This window comes from Latilactobacillus sakei subsp. sakei DSM 20017 = JCM 1157 (assembly GCF_002370355.1).
Taxonomy (GTDB): Bacteria; Bacillota; Bacilli; order Lactobacillales; family Lactobacillaceae; genus Latilactobacillus; species Latilactobacillus sakei.
Window position 1 is genome coordinate 1,357,576 of record NZ_AP017929.1, and the last position, 17,486, is coordinate 1,375,061.

The window sequence follows — 17,486 nt, forward strand, 5'->3', positions numbered from 1 at the left end:
AGGGAGCATGATGATGGCCAATAAGAGAATGCCTTGGAATCAGTATTTTATGTTACAGTCGGTTTTATTATCGATGCGCAGTACCTGTCCACGTCTATTTGTGGGGGCGCTCGTCATTCGTAATCGGCGGATTATTGCCGGGGGTTATAACGGCTCGGTGGCTCACGAAGATCATTGTATTGACGTTGGCTGTTTAATGCGGGATGGTCATTGTCTCAGAACCATTCACGCTGAGATGAATGCTCTAACGCAATGTGCCAAATTTGGCGTTCAAACTGAAGGCGCCGAAATTTATGTAACGCATTTTCCTTGTTTACAATGTACAAAACTAATTATTCAAGCGGGTATCAGTAAGATTCATTACCAAAAAGATTATCATAATGATCCTTACGCGCTAAAATTAATTGAAAAATCAGGGATTGAACTTGATCAAGTTAATTTATCAGTTGATGATGCGCACACACTCGTTAATTTCTTGGAGAACGAACAAGCAACTGAATGAAAAACAACTGGATTTATCCAGTTATTTGTTTAATCAGTTTAAATAGCTTAATGCTTGGGGGCCAATCTTGGTTAACCTGGAGCTTATTATTATTGGCTTTTGTCAAATTAATAAGTCTCAGACAAACTCAGATAACGATTATGACGATCGGCTTATGCCTTGTTTATGGGGGCCGTTTTTGGATAAGCTATCATAGTATGACACAACCACAACAACCGGTAGCACAGTATTTTAAAGTGCAACCCGATGCGATTCAAGTCGCGGGCGACAGTGTTCAATTAACGGCAATCGGCCAACAAGATGGTCAGACTATTAAGGCTTATTATCGCTGCCAAACGTTCGCCGAGAAGAGGCAGTGGCAACAAGTACGACACCCCGTTTTGTTCTATGGCGCAAAAGATTTTGAACGTATACAAGGAGCTACCAATCAAAATGAGTTTGATTATGCCCGTTTTTTAGCGCAACAGAAGCGCTGCTTTTACCAACTGACGTTAGCCAAAGAAACAACTTTTGCGCTGAGACGTCCTAGTAGCGGTTTGGATTGGCTACATTATTGGCGCCAAACGTGTGCGCTGTATTTACGTAAGTTACCAACAGCACTACGGTTTCATGCGCAGACGTTACTATTAGGTTTGCGGGAAGCGCAAGTTGACCATTACCAGGTTGTTTTGGGCCGCTTAGGGATTATTCATCTATTAAGTCTATCAGGGTTGCACGTGTTTTATTTAGTGCAAGTCATTCGGTGGTGTGCGACTTATTGCCGTATACCGCGTGAGTGGTTAAACTGTATGTTATTTGGGCTATTGCCGGTATATGCCTTACTGGTTGGTGGTACGACAAGCATTAGTCGCGCGATTGCGCTTATTTTATGCCGGTTACTTTGCGAACAGTTGGGCATTCGGCAATCAAGATTAGATAGTTGGAGTTTAGTATTACTGGTCAATTTATTCTGGCAGCCTTATTTGCTACATAGTATGGGCGGGATTTTAAGTTATTTGATGGCCTTTGCGCTCATTTATATTGGTGAGGGTAGCACGTTTAAAGTTGCTTACTGGCTAAGTTTATTGAGTTTGCCGGTTTGCTTACGCTTTAATTATCGCTGGCACGTGCTGACGATAATGATGAATGCCTTAGTAACGCCTATCTATCTACCAGTTGTGCTAGGTTTGGTGATTGTAGCGAGTGTGATGTTACCTGTTAGCAATCTAGTAGTTAACGGATGTGAGTGGCTGTTACAGTTGATTTACAAAGGCTTAGGATTAGTCGCTCAAATCCCCCATGCGATGATTACGTTTGGTAAAATCCCCTTGTTACCATTACTATTGATTGTGACGGTCAGCCTCTTGTTAATCGATGGCCAGGCCATTAGCAATCAGTGGCGTAAACGGCTGAAACGCACATTGGCAAGTTTGTATTTGGCTAGTTTTTTGGCGATTCATTTTAATCCGACTGGCCAGGTAGTCATGTTTGATATTGGTCAGGGTGATAGTTTGTTGATTCAAACGCCGTTTAACCGGCATCAGCTTTTAATCGATACTGGTGGCCGCCTAGCGCTACCGCAAGCAGCTTGGCAACGGCGGGCGCAGGTTTCACGAGCGGAAAAAGTAACGGTTAATTATCTCTATAGCCAAGGAGTAGATCACATTGATGCGGTGGCACTTTCTCATCAGGATGCCGATCATATTGGTGATTTGAATCAGATTTTGAAACAAATTCGTGTTGATCGAATCATTTGTGCTGCCGGGTTACCGCAAAATCGGCAATTTCAAAGACAAATTCGACCATTTTTAGCAACGGTTCAAATTGAACCCTATTTAGCCGGGACCGCTTTTAAAGTGGGGCCGCAAAAGTTTAACGTCTTAGCGCCGACTAAGCCGGGAAAAGGCGAAAATAGTGATTCGTTAGTCTTACAGGCACAAATTGGTGGGGCTAGCTGGCTGTTTACAGGGGATTTAGAGCAAGAAGGCGAACGAGCGATTATCGAGCGGTATCCACAGTTAACCGTCGATTATTTAAAAGTTGGCCATCACGGTAGTGAAACGGCTAGTGACCCCACCGTGATTAAAAAATTACACTTAAAAGGGGCATTAATCTCAGCCGGCAGAGAGAATCGTTATGGTCATCCGCACCAGGAAACTTTGACGACTTTGCAAGCGGCCAAAGTGCCTTATTGGCTAACGGCCCAGCAGGGGATGTTGACCTGGTCGTATGGCCCCGGTCAAAGCGAAAAACTGCAAACAACAATAAAGGATAGTGAAAAATGACAATTGAACAATTACAAAAAGAGCTTCAACAAAATCAATTAGCAACGATTTACCTGGTTTTAGGGCAAGAGTCAGCGTTGATTGAAAAAGCGCGTCAACTCTTTAAACACTATCTACCAGAAGAAGAACGAACAATGAATTTTGCCAGCTACGATTTAGCAACGACCGATGTGGCGAATGCTTTGGATGATGCCGAATCGGCACCTTTTTTTGGTGAGCGGCGAATTGTCTTTATGCAAAATCCCTATTTTTTAACGGGTGAAAAGGTTAAAAACAAGCTCGATCAGGATTTAGTTCGTTTCCAAGCCTATCTTGAAAAGCCACAACCAACAACTAGTGTGGTGCTATTTGCGCCGTACCCTAAGTTAGATGAACGTAAAAAAATCGTGAAGCAATTAAAAAAGGTTGCTTCATTAGTTTCTGTTGAAAAAGTGAATGAGCGCCAAGTGCAACAATTGGTAACCGCTGAGTTGAAACAACAGGGGATGCAGATTGATAGTGAAGCGTTAGCCTTATTGATTAGTAAAACCAATAGTGACTATAGCCAAATCATGGCAGAATTACCGAAATTAATGCTGTACGCACAACAAACTAAACAAATTACGACAGGGGCGGTCGCTGAATTAGTCAGCAGCAGTATTGAAGATAACGTCTTTTCATTAGTACCGCTTGTTTTGCAGAAAAAAGTGGGCCCCGTTTTGACGATGTATCACGAATTACTACTCCAAAAAGAAGAACCACTCAAGATTAACGCGATTCTGATCGGTCAATTTCGCTTACTATTGCAAGTTAAAATTCTATTTGAAAAAGGGTATAGTCAGGGCAATTTAGCCAGTGTTTTAAAAATTCATCCGTACCGAATTAAATTGGCGATGCAACAGATTAAACATTTTTCAAAGCAAACTTTAGCGCAAGCTTACTTAGGTTTAGAAGAAATCGAAGTTAAAATTAAAACCGGACAGGGACAACCTGAATTGTTATTTGAACTGTTCATGCTCCAATTTGCCGCTAAAAAAGTGGCATAGAACACAAAAAATAGGCCCGACTAAAACGAAAACGTCTTAGTTGGGCCTATTAAAATATTGGTTAGAATTACTTAGCCATCATTTTGTTTAAACGTGACTTGTCACGGCCAGCTTTGTTAGCATGGATTAAGCCTTTTGTTGAGGCCATATCAATAGCGCGTGTAGCAGCTTTTAATAGGTCTGCAGCTTCTTCGTTACCAGCAGCTTGAGCAGCTTTGAACTTTTTGATTGCTGAACGCATTGTGCTTAATTGAGAAGCGTTTCTGTTGTTTGCTTTTTCAATTGTTTTCACACGTTTCATAGCAGATTTAATTTGTGGCATGGTTGTTCACCTCCGATGGGTTTCACTATCTTTATAAAAAAGATTTTTAATTTCAACAGACGTTATTATACCAAAATAGTGTGGGGGATTGCAATAAAAACTTGTAAAGTATTTAAACTTGACTGCTTAATGAATTTGAACTTAGCCTTGCTTTCAGCATAATTTTTTAGTAAACTAAGACAGTGCTTTAAAAGCACAAACCCGTTACTCTGTTTAGCGACGTTCACCCGACGCTATTCGTTGTTTCGGGTAATATAACTGAAGGGTGGAAATTAGCAATGGCTATTTCACAAGCAAGAAAAAACGAAATCATCAATGAATATGCACGTCACGAAGGCGATACAGGTTCAGCAGAAGTACAAATCGCTGTCTTAACTGCAGAAATCAACTCATTAAACGAACATTTATCTGTTCATAAGAAAGATCACCATTCATATGTTGGTCAAATGAAGAAAATCGGTCACCGTCGTAACCTTTTACGTTACTTACGTGACAACGATATCCAACGTTACCGTGAATTAATCAAGAGCCTTGGCTTACGTCGTTAATTCAACCTTTAAAAGCAAACAGTCTTTTTGGCTGTTTGCTTTTTTTGTGCGCTTTTTTAATATGAACTTGAAAATGTAAGGCCTTTAGTAATCAAAAGCTGTTAGTTTGTTTAAATTGTGATAAAATATGTATTAGACTTTAAAGCGGATGAGTTTTAAACGAAAGTAACACTCAAAAAAACAAATAATAGTTTGAAAGTAACCCTTTCAATTTTAGAGGTGAAAGAATGAGTAATATTAAGATTATGCCACTTGGTGGTGTACGCGAGAACGGTAAGAATTTAAACGTTGTGGAAGTTAACGACGAAATTTATATCTTAGATTGTGGGTTAAAATACCCAGAAACTGAATTATTAGGGATTGATATTGTAATCCCAGATATGACTTATTTGGAAGAAAATGCAGAACGTGTCGCTGGGATTTTCCTAACGCACGGTCACGCTGATGCAATTGGCGCCTTGCCATACTTCTTGAAAGGCCATGATGTGCCTGTCTTTGGTTCTGAATTAACAATTGCGCTCGCTAAGATTACGGTCAGCAGCGAACCTAAATTACGGCATTTCAATAATTTCCACGTGATTAATGCCAATACAGCAATTGATTTTGAACAAGCGACAGTTTCATTCTTCAAAACAACGCATACCATTCCAGGTTCGTTAGGGATTGTTGTGAAAACAGATGAAGGCCAAATTGTTTACACCGGGGACTTCAAGTTTGATCAATCAGCATTACCAATGTATCAAACGGATTATGCCCGTTTAACTGAAATCGGTCAACAAGGCGTCTTAGCCCTATTGAGTGACTCTGCTAATGCGGAATCACCTTTTGAAACGGCTAATGAACGCGATATTGCCGAATCAATTTTAGAAACATTTAAATATCAAAACGGGCGGATTATCGTGGCTTCAGTGGCCTCAAATATCCTCCGTATTCAACAAGTTATCGATGCCGCTTATAAAACAAACCGGAAGGTCGTTTTAACAGGCCGTGATTTGGAAAAAATTGTGCGGACAGCAATGCGGTTAGAAATGTTAACCTTGCCGGATGAAGATATCTTAGTACAACCTAAAGCGTTAAGTACATTGGCACCTGAAGAAACAGTGATCCTTGAAACAGGTCGCATGGGTGAACCAATCAAAGCCCTCCAAAAGATGGCAACAAGCCATCACCGTTTAATCCATATTGAACAAGGTGATCTTGTTTATTTAACAACGTCACCTTCACATGCAATGGAAACTATTTTAGCGAAAACTAAGGATATGATTTATCGCGCAGGCGGCGAAGTCAAAGCTGTCGGCGATGATCTACATGCTTCAGGTCACGCTAATAAAAATGACTTGCAGTTAATGTTGAACTTATTACACCCACAATTCTTAATGCCTGTTCAAGGCGAATACCGCCAAATGGCTGCTCATGCGGATATTGCGCATGAAACAGGAATGGATTATAAGAACATCTTCATCGTGGGTAAGGGTGATATTGTCGCTTACGACAACGATAAGATGCATGTTGGTGGTCAAGTTGATGCGACTGATGTCATGATTGATGGCAGTGGGATTGGTGATATCGGCAACATCGTCTTGCGCGATCGTAAATTATTGTCTGAAGACGGGATTTTTATCGCGGTCGTGACAATTGACCGGAAGAATAAGAAGATTATTGCTGAACCGAAAGTAACGGCAAGAGGTTTTGTCTACGTTAAGACAAGTAAGGACCTCATGGCAGAAAGTTCAGAAATCATCAAGCAAGCTGTTCAAAATAACCTTGATAACAAAGAGTTTGACTGGAGTCACTTGAAACAAGACGTTCGCGAAAACTTAAGTCATTATTTATACGAACAAACAAAACGGCGTCCAGTTATTTTACCTGTGATTATGGAAATTAACCAAAATCACCGTCGTCAAAAGAAAGACACCAAACCAGCAGTTGAGAAAAAACAAGATTAATTAAGTGATGACACTTAAAAAAGGGCCGGATAAAGGATTATTTATCGGGGCCCTTTTAATTTAGTGTTTTTGAAGAGGAGTGTTAGTGATGGGAGAATTGACGGCCTTGCCGAATCAATTTGAAAATTTGGTCCGTCTGGGCAAAGTAGCGCTCAACCAGCGCCAATGGCCAGAAGCAATAGCCCATTTGGAGGCTGCTTATGACTTGCAACAAACAACGGCATTAAACCTTTTATTGGTCAGTGTATTAGTGGCTGCTGGTGACAATCAGCGCGCGCTGCAATTGGCCTTTGAAAAAAAGGACTTCTATACCAATGAGACCGATTTAAGGTTGCTGTATAATGGGCTACTCATTAAAAATCAGCACTTTATCGCGGCCAATGAGCTGTGGTCTGCTGTGGAGGCGACTGACGCCTTTGAACAGCGAACTAAGCAAAAGGGACAAGCGCTATTAAAAACGGCTGAAAAAGCCTACCAAGCGACTGAGCAGCAGGCAATCAAGAAACGCCAAGAACAACTCTACAATATTACAACGGGTGATTTTCAAGACCAACAACGCCGACTGGATGCAGCAGAATTATTACCACTAGCTGATTATTTACAGGGGGTGTCACCAATTTTGGTGAACCCGTATTGCCATCCATTTGTGAAAACAACGATTTTAGAAACGCTCGTTCGTTTGCGATATTCAGAATCAGTGACGATTAATTGGTTTGATCAGGTCCAACAAGTGACACCTTCTGAGTTAGAATTGATGACTAATCGGCCTGTTTTAAAATTAATTCAAAAAACAATTCAAAATATCTTGGGGCAACAAGATCCAATTATTTTAGAAGCGGCCTTAGCAGAGTGTCAAATGACGTTTGCCTATCTTTATCCATTTGAGGAAACGGTGATTGATAATCCTGAAGAATGGGGCCAGGCGCTGATTCAACAGTTAGGGGTCTTTATTTTTGAACCAACAGTTCCAATTTCAGAAAAGACGATTCAGTGGCTAAAAAAATTGCAAGAATTAACAGAAGAACTAGTCTTTTAGGGCTAGAAAACAATGATTTTATGCTCAAAATAATACTTTTTTTAAGGTTTAAGTGTTTACAAACGCGCTCATAGCAGATATAATCATTTTTGAATTCTTTAAGCGTAAAAAAACACTTTGATTTTAACGCTTGAAGTATTATAATATTACGTAAAGGATTATCAGTATTAGTGAAATGCTATACGCTGATTTTTTCTTGCGAAAATACAGGAGGTTCGTTTAATGGCAGAAAAAGCACATTACGAAAGAACAAAACCCCATGTTAACATCGGTACTATCGGACATGTTGATCATGGTAAAACAACTTTAACAGCAGCAATCACAAAGATGTTGGCAGACAAAGGCTTGGCTGAAGCTCAAGACTATGCAAACATCGATGCTGCTCCAGAAGAAAGAGAACGTGGTATCACTATCAATACAGCCCACGTTGAATACGAAACAGAAAACCGTCATTATGCACATATTGACGCTCCAGGACATGCTGATTACGTTAAAAACATGATCACTGGTGCTGCTCAAATGGACGGTGCCATCTTAGTTGTTGCTGCAACTGATGGTCCTATGCCACAAACTCGTGAACATATCTTGCTTGCTCACCAAGTCGGTGTTGATTACATCATCGTCTTCTTGAACAAAACAGATTTAGTTGATGATGATGAATTAACGGACTTGGTTGAAATGGAAGTTCGTGAATTATTATCAGAATACGATTTCCCTGGTGACGATATTCCAGTTATCCGCGGTTCAGCACTTGGTGCATTGAACGGCAACCCTGACGACGTTAAAGCTGTTGAAGAATTAATGGCTACTGTTGACGAATATGTTCCAACTCCAGAACGTGACACAGACAAACCATTCTTGATGCCTGTTGAAGACGTATTTACGATCACTGGTCGTGGTACTGTTGCTTCAGGTCGTATCGATCGTGGCCAAGTTACTGTCGGTGACGAAGTTGAAATCGTTGGTCTTAAGGAAGAAATTGCTAAGACAACTGTTACTGGTTTGGAAATGTTCCGTAAGACATTGGATCAAGGTCAAGCTGGCGATAACATTGGTGCTTTATTACGTGGTATCGATCGCGAAAGCATCGAACGTGGCCAAGTTTTAGCTAAACCTGGTTCAATCCAAACTCACAAAAACTTCAAGGGTGAAGTTTATATCTTGAGCAAGGATGAAGGTGGTCGTCATACACCATTCTTCTCAAACTATCGTCCACAATTCTTCTTCCATACAACTGATGTTACAGGTGTTATCGAATTACCAGAAGGTGTAGAAATGGTTATGCCTGGTGATAACGTAACATTTACTGTTGAATTAATCTCACCAGTTGCTATTGAAAAGGGTCTTAAGTTTACTGTTCGTGAAGGTGGCCGTACTGTTGGTGCCGGTGTCGTAAGTGAAATTATTGACTAATATTCAACTTAGTTGAATTGAAAAAACTCGTAGTGTAAAAACTGCGAGTTTTTTTATACATAGCATTCAATCAATAATGCGCTTTAATCGCTAAAAAAACGGATTTTATCGGTTTTTTAGGCCAATAAATATTTACAATTTAGGTCAAATAGTTTATGCTGATTAAGTATGCAATTGATAGATTGTGAATATAACTGTCGGAGGGAAATTATGTCAGCAAAATGGGAAAAAAAGGGCGCCAATGATGGTGAACTTACCTTTGAAATTGATTTAGATAAAATTAGTGAAGGTTTAGACGTAGCGTTCAAACGTGTACGTAAAAACATCAACACACCTGGTTTCCGTAAAGGAAAGATGCCTCGCCAAATCTTTAACAAGATGTACGGTGAAGAAGCACTTTACGAAGATGCCTTAAATGCTGTATTACCAGAAGCATATGAAGCAGCTGTTGCAGAAGCAGGGATTGATCCAGTTGATCAACCACAAATTAATGTTGAAAAAATGGAAAAAGGTGAAGCTTGGGTCCTTACTGCTCAGGTCACTGTTAAACCAGAAGTTAAATTAGGCGATTACAAAGGCTTAGAAGTACCAAAACAAAGCCGTCGTATTACAATTAAAGACGTAGAACAAGAACTTGAAACACGTCGCGAACGTCAAGCTGAATTAGTACTTAAAGAAGATGCAGCAGCAGAAAATGGCGACACAGTCGTTATTGATTATGCTGGTTCTGTTGATGGTGTACCTTTTGATGGTGGCCAAGCAGATAACTACTCATTAGAATTAGGTTCAAACTCATTCATTCCTGGTTTTGAAGATCAATTAGTTGGTCACAAAGCTGAAGAAGATGTTGACGTTACAGTAACATTCCCTAAAGATTACCAAGCAGAAGAATTAGCTGGTAAAGAAGCAATCTTTAAGGTTAAGATTCACGAAGTTAAGGGTAAGGAATTACCAGAACTTGACGACGAATTTGCTAAGGATATCGACGAAGACGTTGATTCATTAGACGAATTAAAAGAAAAAATTCGTGAAGAATTAAAACAACAAAAGAATGATGCTGCTGACGCTGCTATCCAAGATACAGCCGTTGCTAAAGCAACAGAAAATGCAACAATTCCTGAATTACCTCAAGCAATGATTGACGAAGAAATCAACAGTCAATTACAACAATACTTAGGTAACATGCAACAACAAGGTATCAACCCAGAAATGTACTATCAAATCACTGGTACAACAGAAGATGATTTGAAGAAACAATTCGCCGGTGATGCTGACAAACGCGTTAAGACAAGCCTTGTCTTAGAAGCTGTTGTTGAAGCTGAAAAGATCGAAGCAACTGACGAAGAAGTTGCTGCAGAACTTAAGAGTTTAGCAGAACAATACAACATGGAAGAATCAGCTGTTCGCAGCGTCTTATCAGATGACATGTTAAAACATGATATCGGTGTTAAGAAAGCTATCGAAGTGATTGCTGATTCAGCTGTTGAAGTTAAAGACGCTAAATAATTAGATAGTTAGATGAGCTTTAATCGGTTCTAAAAGCGGGTTCAAGGTGACTACTTTGAACCCGCTTTTGCGTTATATGGCGTCAAAAACGGATTGCTTTCATCTAGCGCAGTGATGTGATATAGTCTTAATTACATTTCTAAGCGGTCTGAGATGACTAATATTAGAAATCTGCTATGATAGATGTATAGGAAGGGGAGAATCCCAGTATGTTAGATGATACAGAAACAACGAATGGCCCTGTTACTTGTTCGTTTTGTGGTAAATCACAAGATCAAGTAAAGAAGATTGTGGCCGGCCCTGGTGTTTATATCTGTAATGAATGTATCGATCTCTGTAAAGAAATTATCGATGAAGAATTTAAAGATGAAGCTGTTAATGACTTATTAGAAGTACCAAAACCACGCGAAATTCTTGCAATTTTAAATGATTATGTCATTGGTCAAACAGAAGCTAAAAAGGCGCTCTCAGTTGCCGTTTATAACCATTACAAACGTGTTAACCAAATGACAGTTGCCGAAAAAGGTGATACTGAACTTCAAAAGAGTAATATCGCTTTAATCGGGCCTACTGGCTCAGGTAAGACATTCTTAGCCCAAACCTTAGCACGGATCCTTAACGTCCCATTTGCGATTGCGGATGCCACGACGTTGACGGAAGCCGGTTATGTTGGTGAAGATGTTGAGAATATTCTCTTGAAGCTCTTGCAAAACGCTGATTTTGATGTTGATCGCGCTGAACGGGGTATTATTTATATCGATGAAATTGATAAGATTGCCAAGAAGAGCGAAAACGTCTCAATTACCCGTGATGTTTCTGGTGAAGGGGTGCAACAAGCACTCTTGAAGATTCTTGAAGGGACAATTGCTAGCGTGCCACCTCAGGGCGGACGTAAGCACCCACAACAAGAATTGATTCAAATCGACACAACTAATATTTTATTCATTATTGGTGGGGCCTTCGATGGCATCGAAACAATCGTTAAAAACCGATTAGGTGAAAAGACGATTGGTTTTGGTAGCAAAGCTGGCCAAGCGGTTGATGAAAATCAAAGCTTGATGCAACAAATCGTGACGGAAGATTTAATGCAATTTGGGATTATCCCTGAATTCATTGGTCGGATTCCAATCACGGCTGCACTTGAAAAATTAACTGAAGACGACTTAGTTCGGATCTTAACGGAACCTAAGAACGCCTTAGTTAAACAATATAGTAAATTGATGGCTTTAGACGATGTTGAACTAGAATTCACGCCAGAAGCATTACATGCGATTGCTCACCTTGCAATTGAACGTAATACCGGTGCGCGTGGCCTCCGTTCAATCATCGAAGAAGTCATGATGGATATGATGTTTGATGTACCAAGTCGCGAAGACGTTGTCAAAGTCTTAGTGACAAAAGAAGCCGTTGATGGCACTGCTAAACCACAACTTTTCTTAGCTGATGGTCAAGAAGCGTCATAATGACTATGAAGTTGTCGGGGCGTAATCGACCCGGCAACTTTTTTTACATAAGGGTGCCGTAAACATGGATTTGAAAATAAGTCAACGGCGCAATAATTATTTATTTATGCTAAACTAGCATTCGAAGGAAATAATCGGAGGTTATTATGGAAGTACATGAAGTTGAAATGGTGATGAGTGCGGTAGCTGCTTCGCAGTACCCCACTGACCAATTACCTGAAATCGCGTTATCTGGCCGCTCAAATGTCGGTAAATCTTCTTTGATTAATAAGTTAATTAATCGTAAGAGTTACGCACGGACATCTAGTAAGCCAGGGAAGACGCAAACCCTAAATTTCTACCGTGTTGAAAATGAACTTTATTTCGTCGATGTGCCTGGTTATGGCTATGCGAAGGTTTCTAAGAAACAACGGGAAAAATTCGGGCAAATTATCGAGGCTTATCTCACTAATCGGGATAATTTACGCGGCTTAATTTCATTGATCGATGGTCGTCATGAACCAACTGATGACGATATCGCAATGTATGTCTTCGCTAAGTATTACGATATTCCAGTTTTAGTGGTTGCTACTAAGATGGATAAAATCTCAACTGGGAAATGGAATCGCCAAGAAAAGATCATTAAAGAGGCACTTGATTTTAACCCAGTTGATAAGTTTGTCTGCTTCAGTGCGTTGACTGGTGCTGGTAAGGATACTGTCTGGGAATGGATCGAACAACAATGTGATATTGGAGGTCGTCGTTAATGGAATTTAATGAATACCAAAAATTAGCGAACAGAACGCTATATGGTAATGAACAAGTTTTAACGAACTTGGCATTAGGTTTAGCTAGCGAAAGTGGCGAAGTCGTGGATATTGTCAAAAAATATACATTCCAAGGCCACCAACTAGATGAACAGGTACTTACCAAGAAGATTGGTGATGTACTCTGGTATCTATCACAGATTGCTGAATGGAATAACGTCGACTTTGAAAAAGTAGCACAAGAAAATATTGAAAAGCTTAAAGAACGTTATCCAGAACGACACGCAGAATAATTAAAGCGTGGGCTATGAGTCAGGTATTAAAAAAGAGGTGCGGACAAAGTAATTTTGTCCGCACCTCTTTTTGATTATTCTTTTTTAGTTGTCTTTGATTCCGTTTCTTTTAATTTTTCAGCCGTTTCTTCAACTTCAGCTGCCATTTTTTCCCGATCGCCGGGAATTGATGCAAATTTGTCGAATAAACTAGTTAAATCTGTTTGACGTGTTACTTTTAAGCCCATAATATCCCTCTTTTCTGATGTGAGTCTATCATACCAGATAAAAATCAGTTCGCCAATTATTCTTAATTTATAAATAAATATTGCATAAATATTTATAGTAGTGTATTATGAAAAACATCATAGGAGGGGATCAAATGACTATCAAAAAAAGTTTAGCATTCATTTTACTACCATTAGCCTTGCTGGTAGCGCTATTAGTGGGGAATAACCAAGCTGTATCAGCCGCGGGGCAGACGGTTAGTCGCGTTCAAGCTAAGAAGACATTAGTGTTGGGGACAAGCCCAGATTATGCACCGTATGAATTTTTAGTGAATAAAAACGGCAAAAATAAAACCGTTGGGATGGATATTGACGTTGCACAAAAGGTTGCTGACGATTTACACGTTAAGTTAGTGATCAAGTCAATGGATTTTGACGCGTTGTTAGTTGGTCTAGAAACTGGCAAGGTCGATATGGTAATTTCAGCGATGTCACCAACTGATGAACGGACTAAGAGTGTCGATTTCTCGGATGTCTATTACTTAGGTGGTCAATCGATCCTCGTCAATAAGGCCGACGCCAAGATTTATAAATCAAAAAATAGTTTTATCGGTAAGAAGGTTGGGGTCCAAACTGGGAGTCTCCAACAAACATTAGCTAAAAAACAAATTAAAAATGCACAGATTACAGGTTTAACAAAAGTACCCGATTTAGTATTAGCACTTAAGAGTCATAAAATTGACGGGATTGTGGCCGAAGAACCAGTGGCAACTGCTTATGCCAGCAATGATCCTGAATTAGTTCAAATCGACGGTAAATTTAACTTAGGGGCAGATATGCAAGGTTCAGCGATTGCATTTCCAAAGAACTCACCAACTTTAGTCGCTGCCGCTAATAAGAGTATCGCTCAAATTAAGCAACAAAAATTAATTCCGCAATATTTAAAGAGTGCGGGTAGTTTGATGAAAACGAACACGCACAATACAAGTATGTGGCACTACTGGTCTTATTTCGCTAAAGGGATTGGTTATACCTTATTCATTACAATTATTTCAATCATTATCGGGATCTTCATTGGGGTTGTACTCGCCTTTGCAAGACTTTCTAAGAATAAACTATTCCACAGCCTAGCCGTGATGTATATCGAATTCGTCCGGGGCACACCATTGATGATTCAAATCATGTTTGTCTACTTCGGGATTGGGTTATGGGTTAATATTCCAGCTTTATTCGCTGGCGTGATTGCCGTTTCGCTTAACAGTGCTGCGTACGTCGCAGAAATTATTCGTTCAGGGATCAACGCGATTGACGCTGGTCAAACGGAAGCTTCAAGAAGTTTGGGGCTCTCACAACACGATACAATGCGGTATATCATCTTACCACAAGCTTTGAAGAACATCTGGCCAGCCTTAGGCAACGAATTTATCTCATTAATCAAGGAAAGTTCAATCGTTTCAATTATCGGTGTGACGGATTTGATTTACCAATTAAAAGTGGTTCAATCAGCAACCTACAAAGGGGTTGCACCAATCTTTGTCGCAATGGTCATCTACTTTATCTTAACCTTTAGTCTTTCGAAACTACTCAACCATATTGAAAGGAAGATGCAACATGCTTAAAATTAATCAATTAGTTAAAAAATATGACGATAACCTTGTTTTGAACGGGGTTAGTGGTGATGTTGAAGCGGGTCAAGTGATCGTTGTCATCGGCCCTTCAGGTGGTGGGAAGAGTACCTTATTACGGTGTTTGAACCGGTTAGAAGAACCAACGAGTGGTCAAATTCTTTTTGAAGGGACCGACTTGATGAGTCTCTCTGAAAAACAATTGGACCAAATGCGGACTAAGATGGGGATGGTTTTCCAAAACTTCAATCTGTTCCCCAACTTAACGGTTTTAGATAACCTAAGACTCGCACCACAAAAGGTCAAACGTCAATCAAAAGAAGAAGCAACAAAAAAAGCACAACAGTTGTTAGAACGGGTTGGATTAGCCGATAAGGCCGATGCTTATAGTGACCAACTGTCAGGTGGTCAAAAGCAACGGATTGCTATTGCTAGAGCACTTGCGATGTCACCAGATGTCTTATTATTTGATGAACCAACCTCAGCGCTCGATCCAGAAATGGTGGGTGAAGTGTTGAAGGTGATGCAAGATTTGGCACAAGAAGGCATGACAATGGTGGTTGTTACCCATGAAATGGGCTTTGCACGGGAAGTAGCTGATGAAGTTTGGTTCATGGCAGATAGCCAAATCGTTGAAAAAGGGACACCAACGCAACTTTTCGAACATCCGCAAGAAGAACGGACCCAACAATTCCTAGCCAAAATTTTAGCGCAATAATTGTCGATAGTTGCATTTTAGCCAAAAACACGTAAAATATAGGAACGAACACTTGTTTTGGATTAAAGGAGTGGTGTTTTTGGCAAGTGAACATATCGAACATAAATTAGCCTTATTACCAGCCTTACCAGGCTGTTATTTGATGAAAGATATTAACGCACAGATTATCTACGTGGGGAAGGCCAAGAATCTTAAGAACCGGGTCCGCTCATATTTTAAGAGTAGCCACGAAGGTAAGACGGCCAAATTGGTCTCTGAAATTGTCGATTTTGAAACAATCATTACATCGACAAATAAAGAGGCCTTTTTGTTGGAAATTACGTTAATCCAAAAGCACCAACCCTACTTTAATATCAAGTTAAAACGGGGGACGGGCTATCCGTACATCAAGATCACCAATGAACGTGATCCGCGCTTATTGATTACTGGCGATGTCAAAAAAGATGGTGGCTATTATTTTGGCCCGTATCCGGACGTTTATGCGGCTCAGGAGACTTTACGCTTCTTGCAACGTGTTTACCCCTTACGGCGCTGTCAGGGCCATCAAGGCCGCCCTTGTTTGTACTATCATATGGGGCAGTGCTTGGGTGCTTGTTTCCAGGAAGTACCAGAAGCAGCCTATACCGAACAGATTAAGAAAATTAAACGCTTTTTAAACGGGCAAGTTGACAATGTTAAGAAGGATTTAACAGAGAAAATGGCGACGGCCGCCCAGGAGATGCAATTTGAGCGGGCCGCTGAGTTGCGTGATCAATTACGCTATATTGAAGCAACCGTTGAAAAACAAAAGATTATTTCTAACGATCATACACCGCGTGATTTATTTGCCTTTTACATGGATAAAGGCTGGTTGTCGATTCAAATCTTCTTTATTCGCCAAGCACGTTTAATTCGGCGGGAAAAACGCCTCTTTCCATGTGTGAATACGCCGGAAGAAGAATTGGCGACCTTTATTCTCCAATGGTATAACCGTAAGAATAATGTGTTACCACGAGAAATTCTCGTGCCAGATGGCATCGAAAAACAAGTCTTATCCGATATTTTGCAAGTACCGATTCGAACGCCACAACGGGGAGAGAAAAAAGCCTTGATGGAAATGGCGCAAAAAAATAGCCGTCTGGTATTAGAAGAAAAGTTCCGCTTATTGGAACTCGATAATCGCAAGACGGTTGGTGCGCAAGATGAAATTATGGATGCACTCGGCTTACCCCATGGTCATGTTATCGAAGCATTCGATCATTCGCATATTCAAGGGACCGATCCGGTGTCGGCGATGGTCACATTTGTTGATGGCCGCGCTGAGAAGAAGCTTTATCGGAAGTATAAATTAACCCAGACGGCAGAGCGCGCCGGCGCCAACGAAGATGCCAATACGCGCGAGGTGATCTATCGCCGTTATTCACGCTTGTTAAAAGAGGGCAAAGCGCTGCCTGACTTAATTTTAATGGATGGTGGGGTAGTTGAACTCAATGCCGCCAAAGACGTCTTAGAAAACGAATTAGGGCTCACAATTCCAGTTGCGGGGATGGTTAAGGATAATCACCATAAAACAGCTTCGTTATTATTTGGTGAAGCCGATCAAACGATTCAGCTTGATCCTAAGAGTCAGGGCTTTTACTTATTGACGCGAATTCAAGATGAAGTCCATCGCTTTGCGATTAGTTTTCATCGTCAGTTGCGTGGTAAGAATTCGTTGAGTTCTAAGTTAGATGATATCAAGGGGGTTGGTCCGAAAACGCGGACGAAACTCTTGAAGAATTTTGGCTCGATGAAGCATATTAAAGATGCGTCTGTTGAAGAACTTGAAGCACTCGGAATCTCGAAGACAGTTGCGCAAACCATTAAATTGTCACTATAAAAAAACGTTAGGCTA

At 40.4% G+C, this 17,486-nt stretch carries 16 protein-coding genes; 14 read left to right on the forward strand and 2 right to left on the reverse strand.

Going from position 1 to position 17,486, the window contains the following annotated elements; all coding sequences use genetic code 11:
- The first annotated feature begins 13 nt into the window (after nt 1–13).
- The 3 genes from LEUCM_RS06835 (at nt 14) to holA (ending at nt 3,791) form a co-directional block, all read left to right on the forward strand.
- On the forward strand, nt 14–502 hold the full coding sequence (locus LEUCM_RS06835) for a ComE operon protein 2 (protein WP_011374770.1): 489 nt from the start codon (nt 14–16) through the stop codon (nt 500–502).
- Nucleotides 503–699: 197 nt separating this feature from the next.
- Complete coding sequence (locus tag LEUCM_RS06840) at nt 700–2,766, forward strand: DNA internalization-related competence protein ComEC/Rec2 (RefSeq protein ID WP_231953244.1); 2,067 nt, start codon at nt 700–702, stop codon at nt 2,764–2,766.
- The gene (gene holA, locus LEUCM_RS06845) at nt 2,763–3,791 is read left to right on the forward strand and encodes a DNA polymerase III subunit delta (RefSeq protein ID WP_025015735.1); all 1,029 of its coding nucleotides are present in this window, start codon (nt 2,763–2,765) and stop codon (nt 3,789–3,791) included. The genes LEUCM_RS06840 and holA overlap by 4 nt, the downstream gene beginning before the upstream one ends.
- Nucleotides 3,792–3,858: 67 nt before the next feature.
- Here holA and rpsT read toward each other — a convergent pair whose 3' ends face one another.
- Nucleotides 3,859–4,113 (reverse strand): 30S ribosomal protein S20, encoded by a 255-nt coding sequence (gene rpsT / locus LEUCM_RS06850; RefSeq protein WP_011374767.1) that lies wholly within the window; start codon nt 4,111–4,113, stop codon nt 3,859–3,861.
- Nucleotides 4,114–4,391: 278 nt separating this feature from the next.
- Here rpsT and rpsO point away from each other — a divergent pair, with 278 nt between their 5' ends.
- From rpsO to LEUCM_RS06890, 8 genes are all read left to right on the forward strand, one after another.
- Nucleotides 4,392–4,661, forward strand: a complete 270-nt coding sequence (rpsO, locus tag LEUCM_RS06855; RefSeq protein ID WP_011374766.1) for a 30S ribosomal protein S15 — start codon at nt 4,392–4,394, stop codon at nt 4,659–4,661.
- 227 nt (nt 4,662–4,888) lie between these two features.
- Entirely contained in the window at nt 4,889–6,607 is a 1,719-nt protein-coding gene (locus tag LEUCM_RS06860; RefSeq protein WP_011374765.1) for a ribonuclease J, read from the forward strand.
- Between the two features lie 88 nt (nt 6,608–6,695).
- Complete coding sequence (locus LEUCM_RS06865; protein ID WP_025015736.1) at nt 6,696–7,643, forward strand: hypothetical protein; 948 nt, start codon at nt 6,696–6,698, stop codon at nt 7,641–7,643.
- A gap of 222 nt (nt 7,644–7,865) precedes the next feature.
- Nucleotides 7,866–9,056, forward strand: a complete 1,191-nt coding sequence (tuf, locus tag LEUCM_RS06870; RefSeq protein ID WP_016265209.1) for an elongation factor Tu — start codon at nt 7,866–7,868, stop codon at nt 9,054–9,056.
- 210 nt (nt 9,057–9,266) lie between these two features.
- A complete protein-coding gene (tig, locus tag LEUCM_RS06875; RefSeq protein ID WP_011374762.1) occupies nt 9,267–10,562 on the forward strand; it encodes a trigger factor in 1,296 nt (431 codons plus the stop codon).
- 209 nt (nt 10,563–10,771) lie between these two features.
- On the forward strand, nt 10,772–12,025 hold the full coding sequence (gene clpX / locus LEUCM_RS06880) for an ATP-dependent Clp protease ATP-binding subunit ClpX (protein ID WP_011374761.1): 1,254 nt from the start codon (nt 10,772–10,774) through the stop codon (nt 12,023–12,025).
- 146 nt (nt 12,026–12,171) lie between these two features.
- Nucleotides 12,172–12,771 carry a ribosome biogenesis GTP-binding protein YihA/YsxC gene (gene yihA / locus LEUCM_RS06885; RefSeq protein ID WP_011374760.1) on the forward strand — a complete coding sequence of 200 codons (600 nt, stop codon included), beginning with the start codon at nt 12,172–12,174 and terminating at the stop codon, nt 12,769–12,771.
- Nucleotides 12,771–13,064, forward strand: a complete 294-nt coding sequence (locus LEUCM_RS06890; protein ID WP_011374759.1) for a nucleoside triphosphate pyrophosphohydrolase family protein — start codon at nt 12,771–12,773, stop codon at nt 13,062–13,064. Before yihA ends, LEUCM_RS06890 begins: the two co-directional genes overlap by 1 nt.
- A gap of 74 nt (nt 13,065–13,138) precedes the next feature.
- On the opposite strand, the gene LEUCM_RS09915 is transcribed toward LEUCM_RS06890, so the two are convergent.
- Entirely contained in the window at nt 13,139–13,291 is a 153-nt protein-coding gene (locus LEUCM_RS09915) for an SPJ_0845 family protein (protein WP_011374758.1), read from the reverse strand.
- Between the two features lie 134 nt (nt 13,292–13,425).
- Between LEUCM_RS09915 and LEUCM_RS06895 the strand changes: the two genes are divergently transcribed.
- The 3 genes from LEUCM_RS06895 (at nt 13,426) to uvrC (ending at nt 17,471) form a co-directional block, all read left to right on the forward strand.
- Nucleotides 13,426–14,889, forward strand: coding sequence for an ABC transporter substrate-binding protein/permease (locus LEUCM_RS06895; protein WP_035148462.1), 1,464 nt, complete (start codon nt 13,426–13,428; stop codon nt 14,887–14,889).
- Nucleotides 14,882–15,613: an amino acid ABC transporter ATP-binding protein gene (locus tag LEUCM_RS06900; RefSeq protein WP_016265207.1), complete on the forward strand. Its 732-nt coding sequence runs from the start codon at nt 14,882–14,884 to the stop codon at nt 15,611–15,613. The genes LEUCM_RS06895 and LEUCM_RS06900 overlap by 8 nt, the downstream gene beginning before the upstream one ends.
- Before the next feature lie 79 nt (nt 15,614–15,692).
- Nucleotides 15,693–17,471, forward strand: a complete 1,779-nt coding sequence (gene uvrC / locus LEUCM_RS06905; protein ID WP_016265206.1) for an excinuclease ABC subunit UvrC — start codon at nt 15,693–15,695, stop codon at nt 17,469–17,471.
- The last annotated feature ends 15 nt before the right edge of the window (nt 17,472–17,486 follow it).

Excerpts from the sequence above, each read along its gene's own strand:
- tig (WP_011374762.1), top strand. The coding sequence starts at position 9,267 with ATGTCAGCAAAATGGGAAAAAAAGGGCGCCAATGATGGTGAACTTACC.
- LEUCM_RS06900 (WP_016265207.1), top strand. The coding sequence starts at position 14,882 with ATGCTTAAAATTAATCAATTAGTTAAAAAATATGACGATAACCTTGTT.
- holA (WP_025015735.1), top strand. The coding sequence starts at position 2,763 with ATGACAATTGAACAATTACAAAAAGAGCTTCAACAAAATCAATTAGCA.
- LEUCM_RS06895 (WP_035148462.1), top strand. The coding sequence starts at position 13,426 with ATGACTATCAAAAAAAGTTTAGCATTCATTTTACTACCATTAGCCTTG.
- LEUCM_RS06835 (WP_011374770.1), top strand. The coding sequence starts at position 14 with ATGGCCAATAAGAGAATGCCTTGGAATCAGTATTTTATGTTACAGTCG.
- LEUCM_RS09915 (WP_011374758.1), bottom strand. The coding sequence starts at position 13,291 with ATGGGCTTAAAAGTAACACGTCAAACAGATTTAACTAGTTTATTCGAC.
- clpX (WP_011374761.1), top strand. The coding sequence starts at position 10,772 with ATGTTAGATGATACAGAAACAACGAATGGCCCTGTTACTTGTTCGTTT.
- tuf (WP_016265209.1), top strand. The coding sequence starts at position 7,866 with ATGGCAGAAAAAGCACATTACGAAAGAACAAAACCCCATGTTAACATC.
- rpsO (WP_011374766.1), top strand. The coding sequence starts at position 4,392 with ATGGCTATTTCACAAGCAAGAAAAAACGAAATCATCAATGAATATGCA.
- LEUCM_RS06890 (WP_011374759.1), top strand. The coding sequence starts at position 12,771 with ATGGAATTTAATGAATACCAAAAATTAGCGAACAGAACGCTATATGGT.
- yihA (WP_011374760.1), top strand. The coding sequence starts at position 12,172 with ATGGAAGTACATGAAGTTGAAATGGTGATGAGTGCGGTAGCTGCTTCG.
- LEUCM_RS06840 (WP_231953244.1), top strand. The coding sequence starts at position 700 with ATGACACAACCACAACAACCGGTAGCACAGTATTTTAAAGTGCAACCC.
- rpsT (WP_011374767.1), bottom strand. The coding sequence starts at position 4,113 with ATGCCACAAATTAAATCTGCTATGAAACGTGTGAAAACAATTGAAAAA.
- LEUCM_RS06865 (WP_025015736.1), top strand. The coding sequence starts at position 6,696 with ATGGGAGAATTGACGGCCTTGCCGAATCAATTTGAAAATTTGGTCCGT.
- LEUCM_RS06860 (WP_011374765.1), top strand. The coding sequence starts at position 4,889 with ATGAGTAATATTAAGATTATGCCACTTGGTGGTGTACGCGAGAACGGT.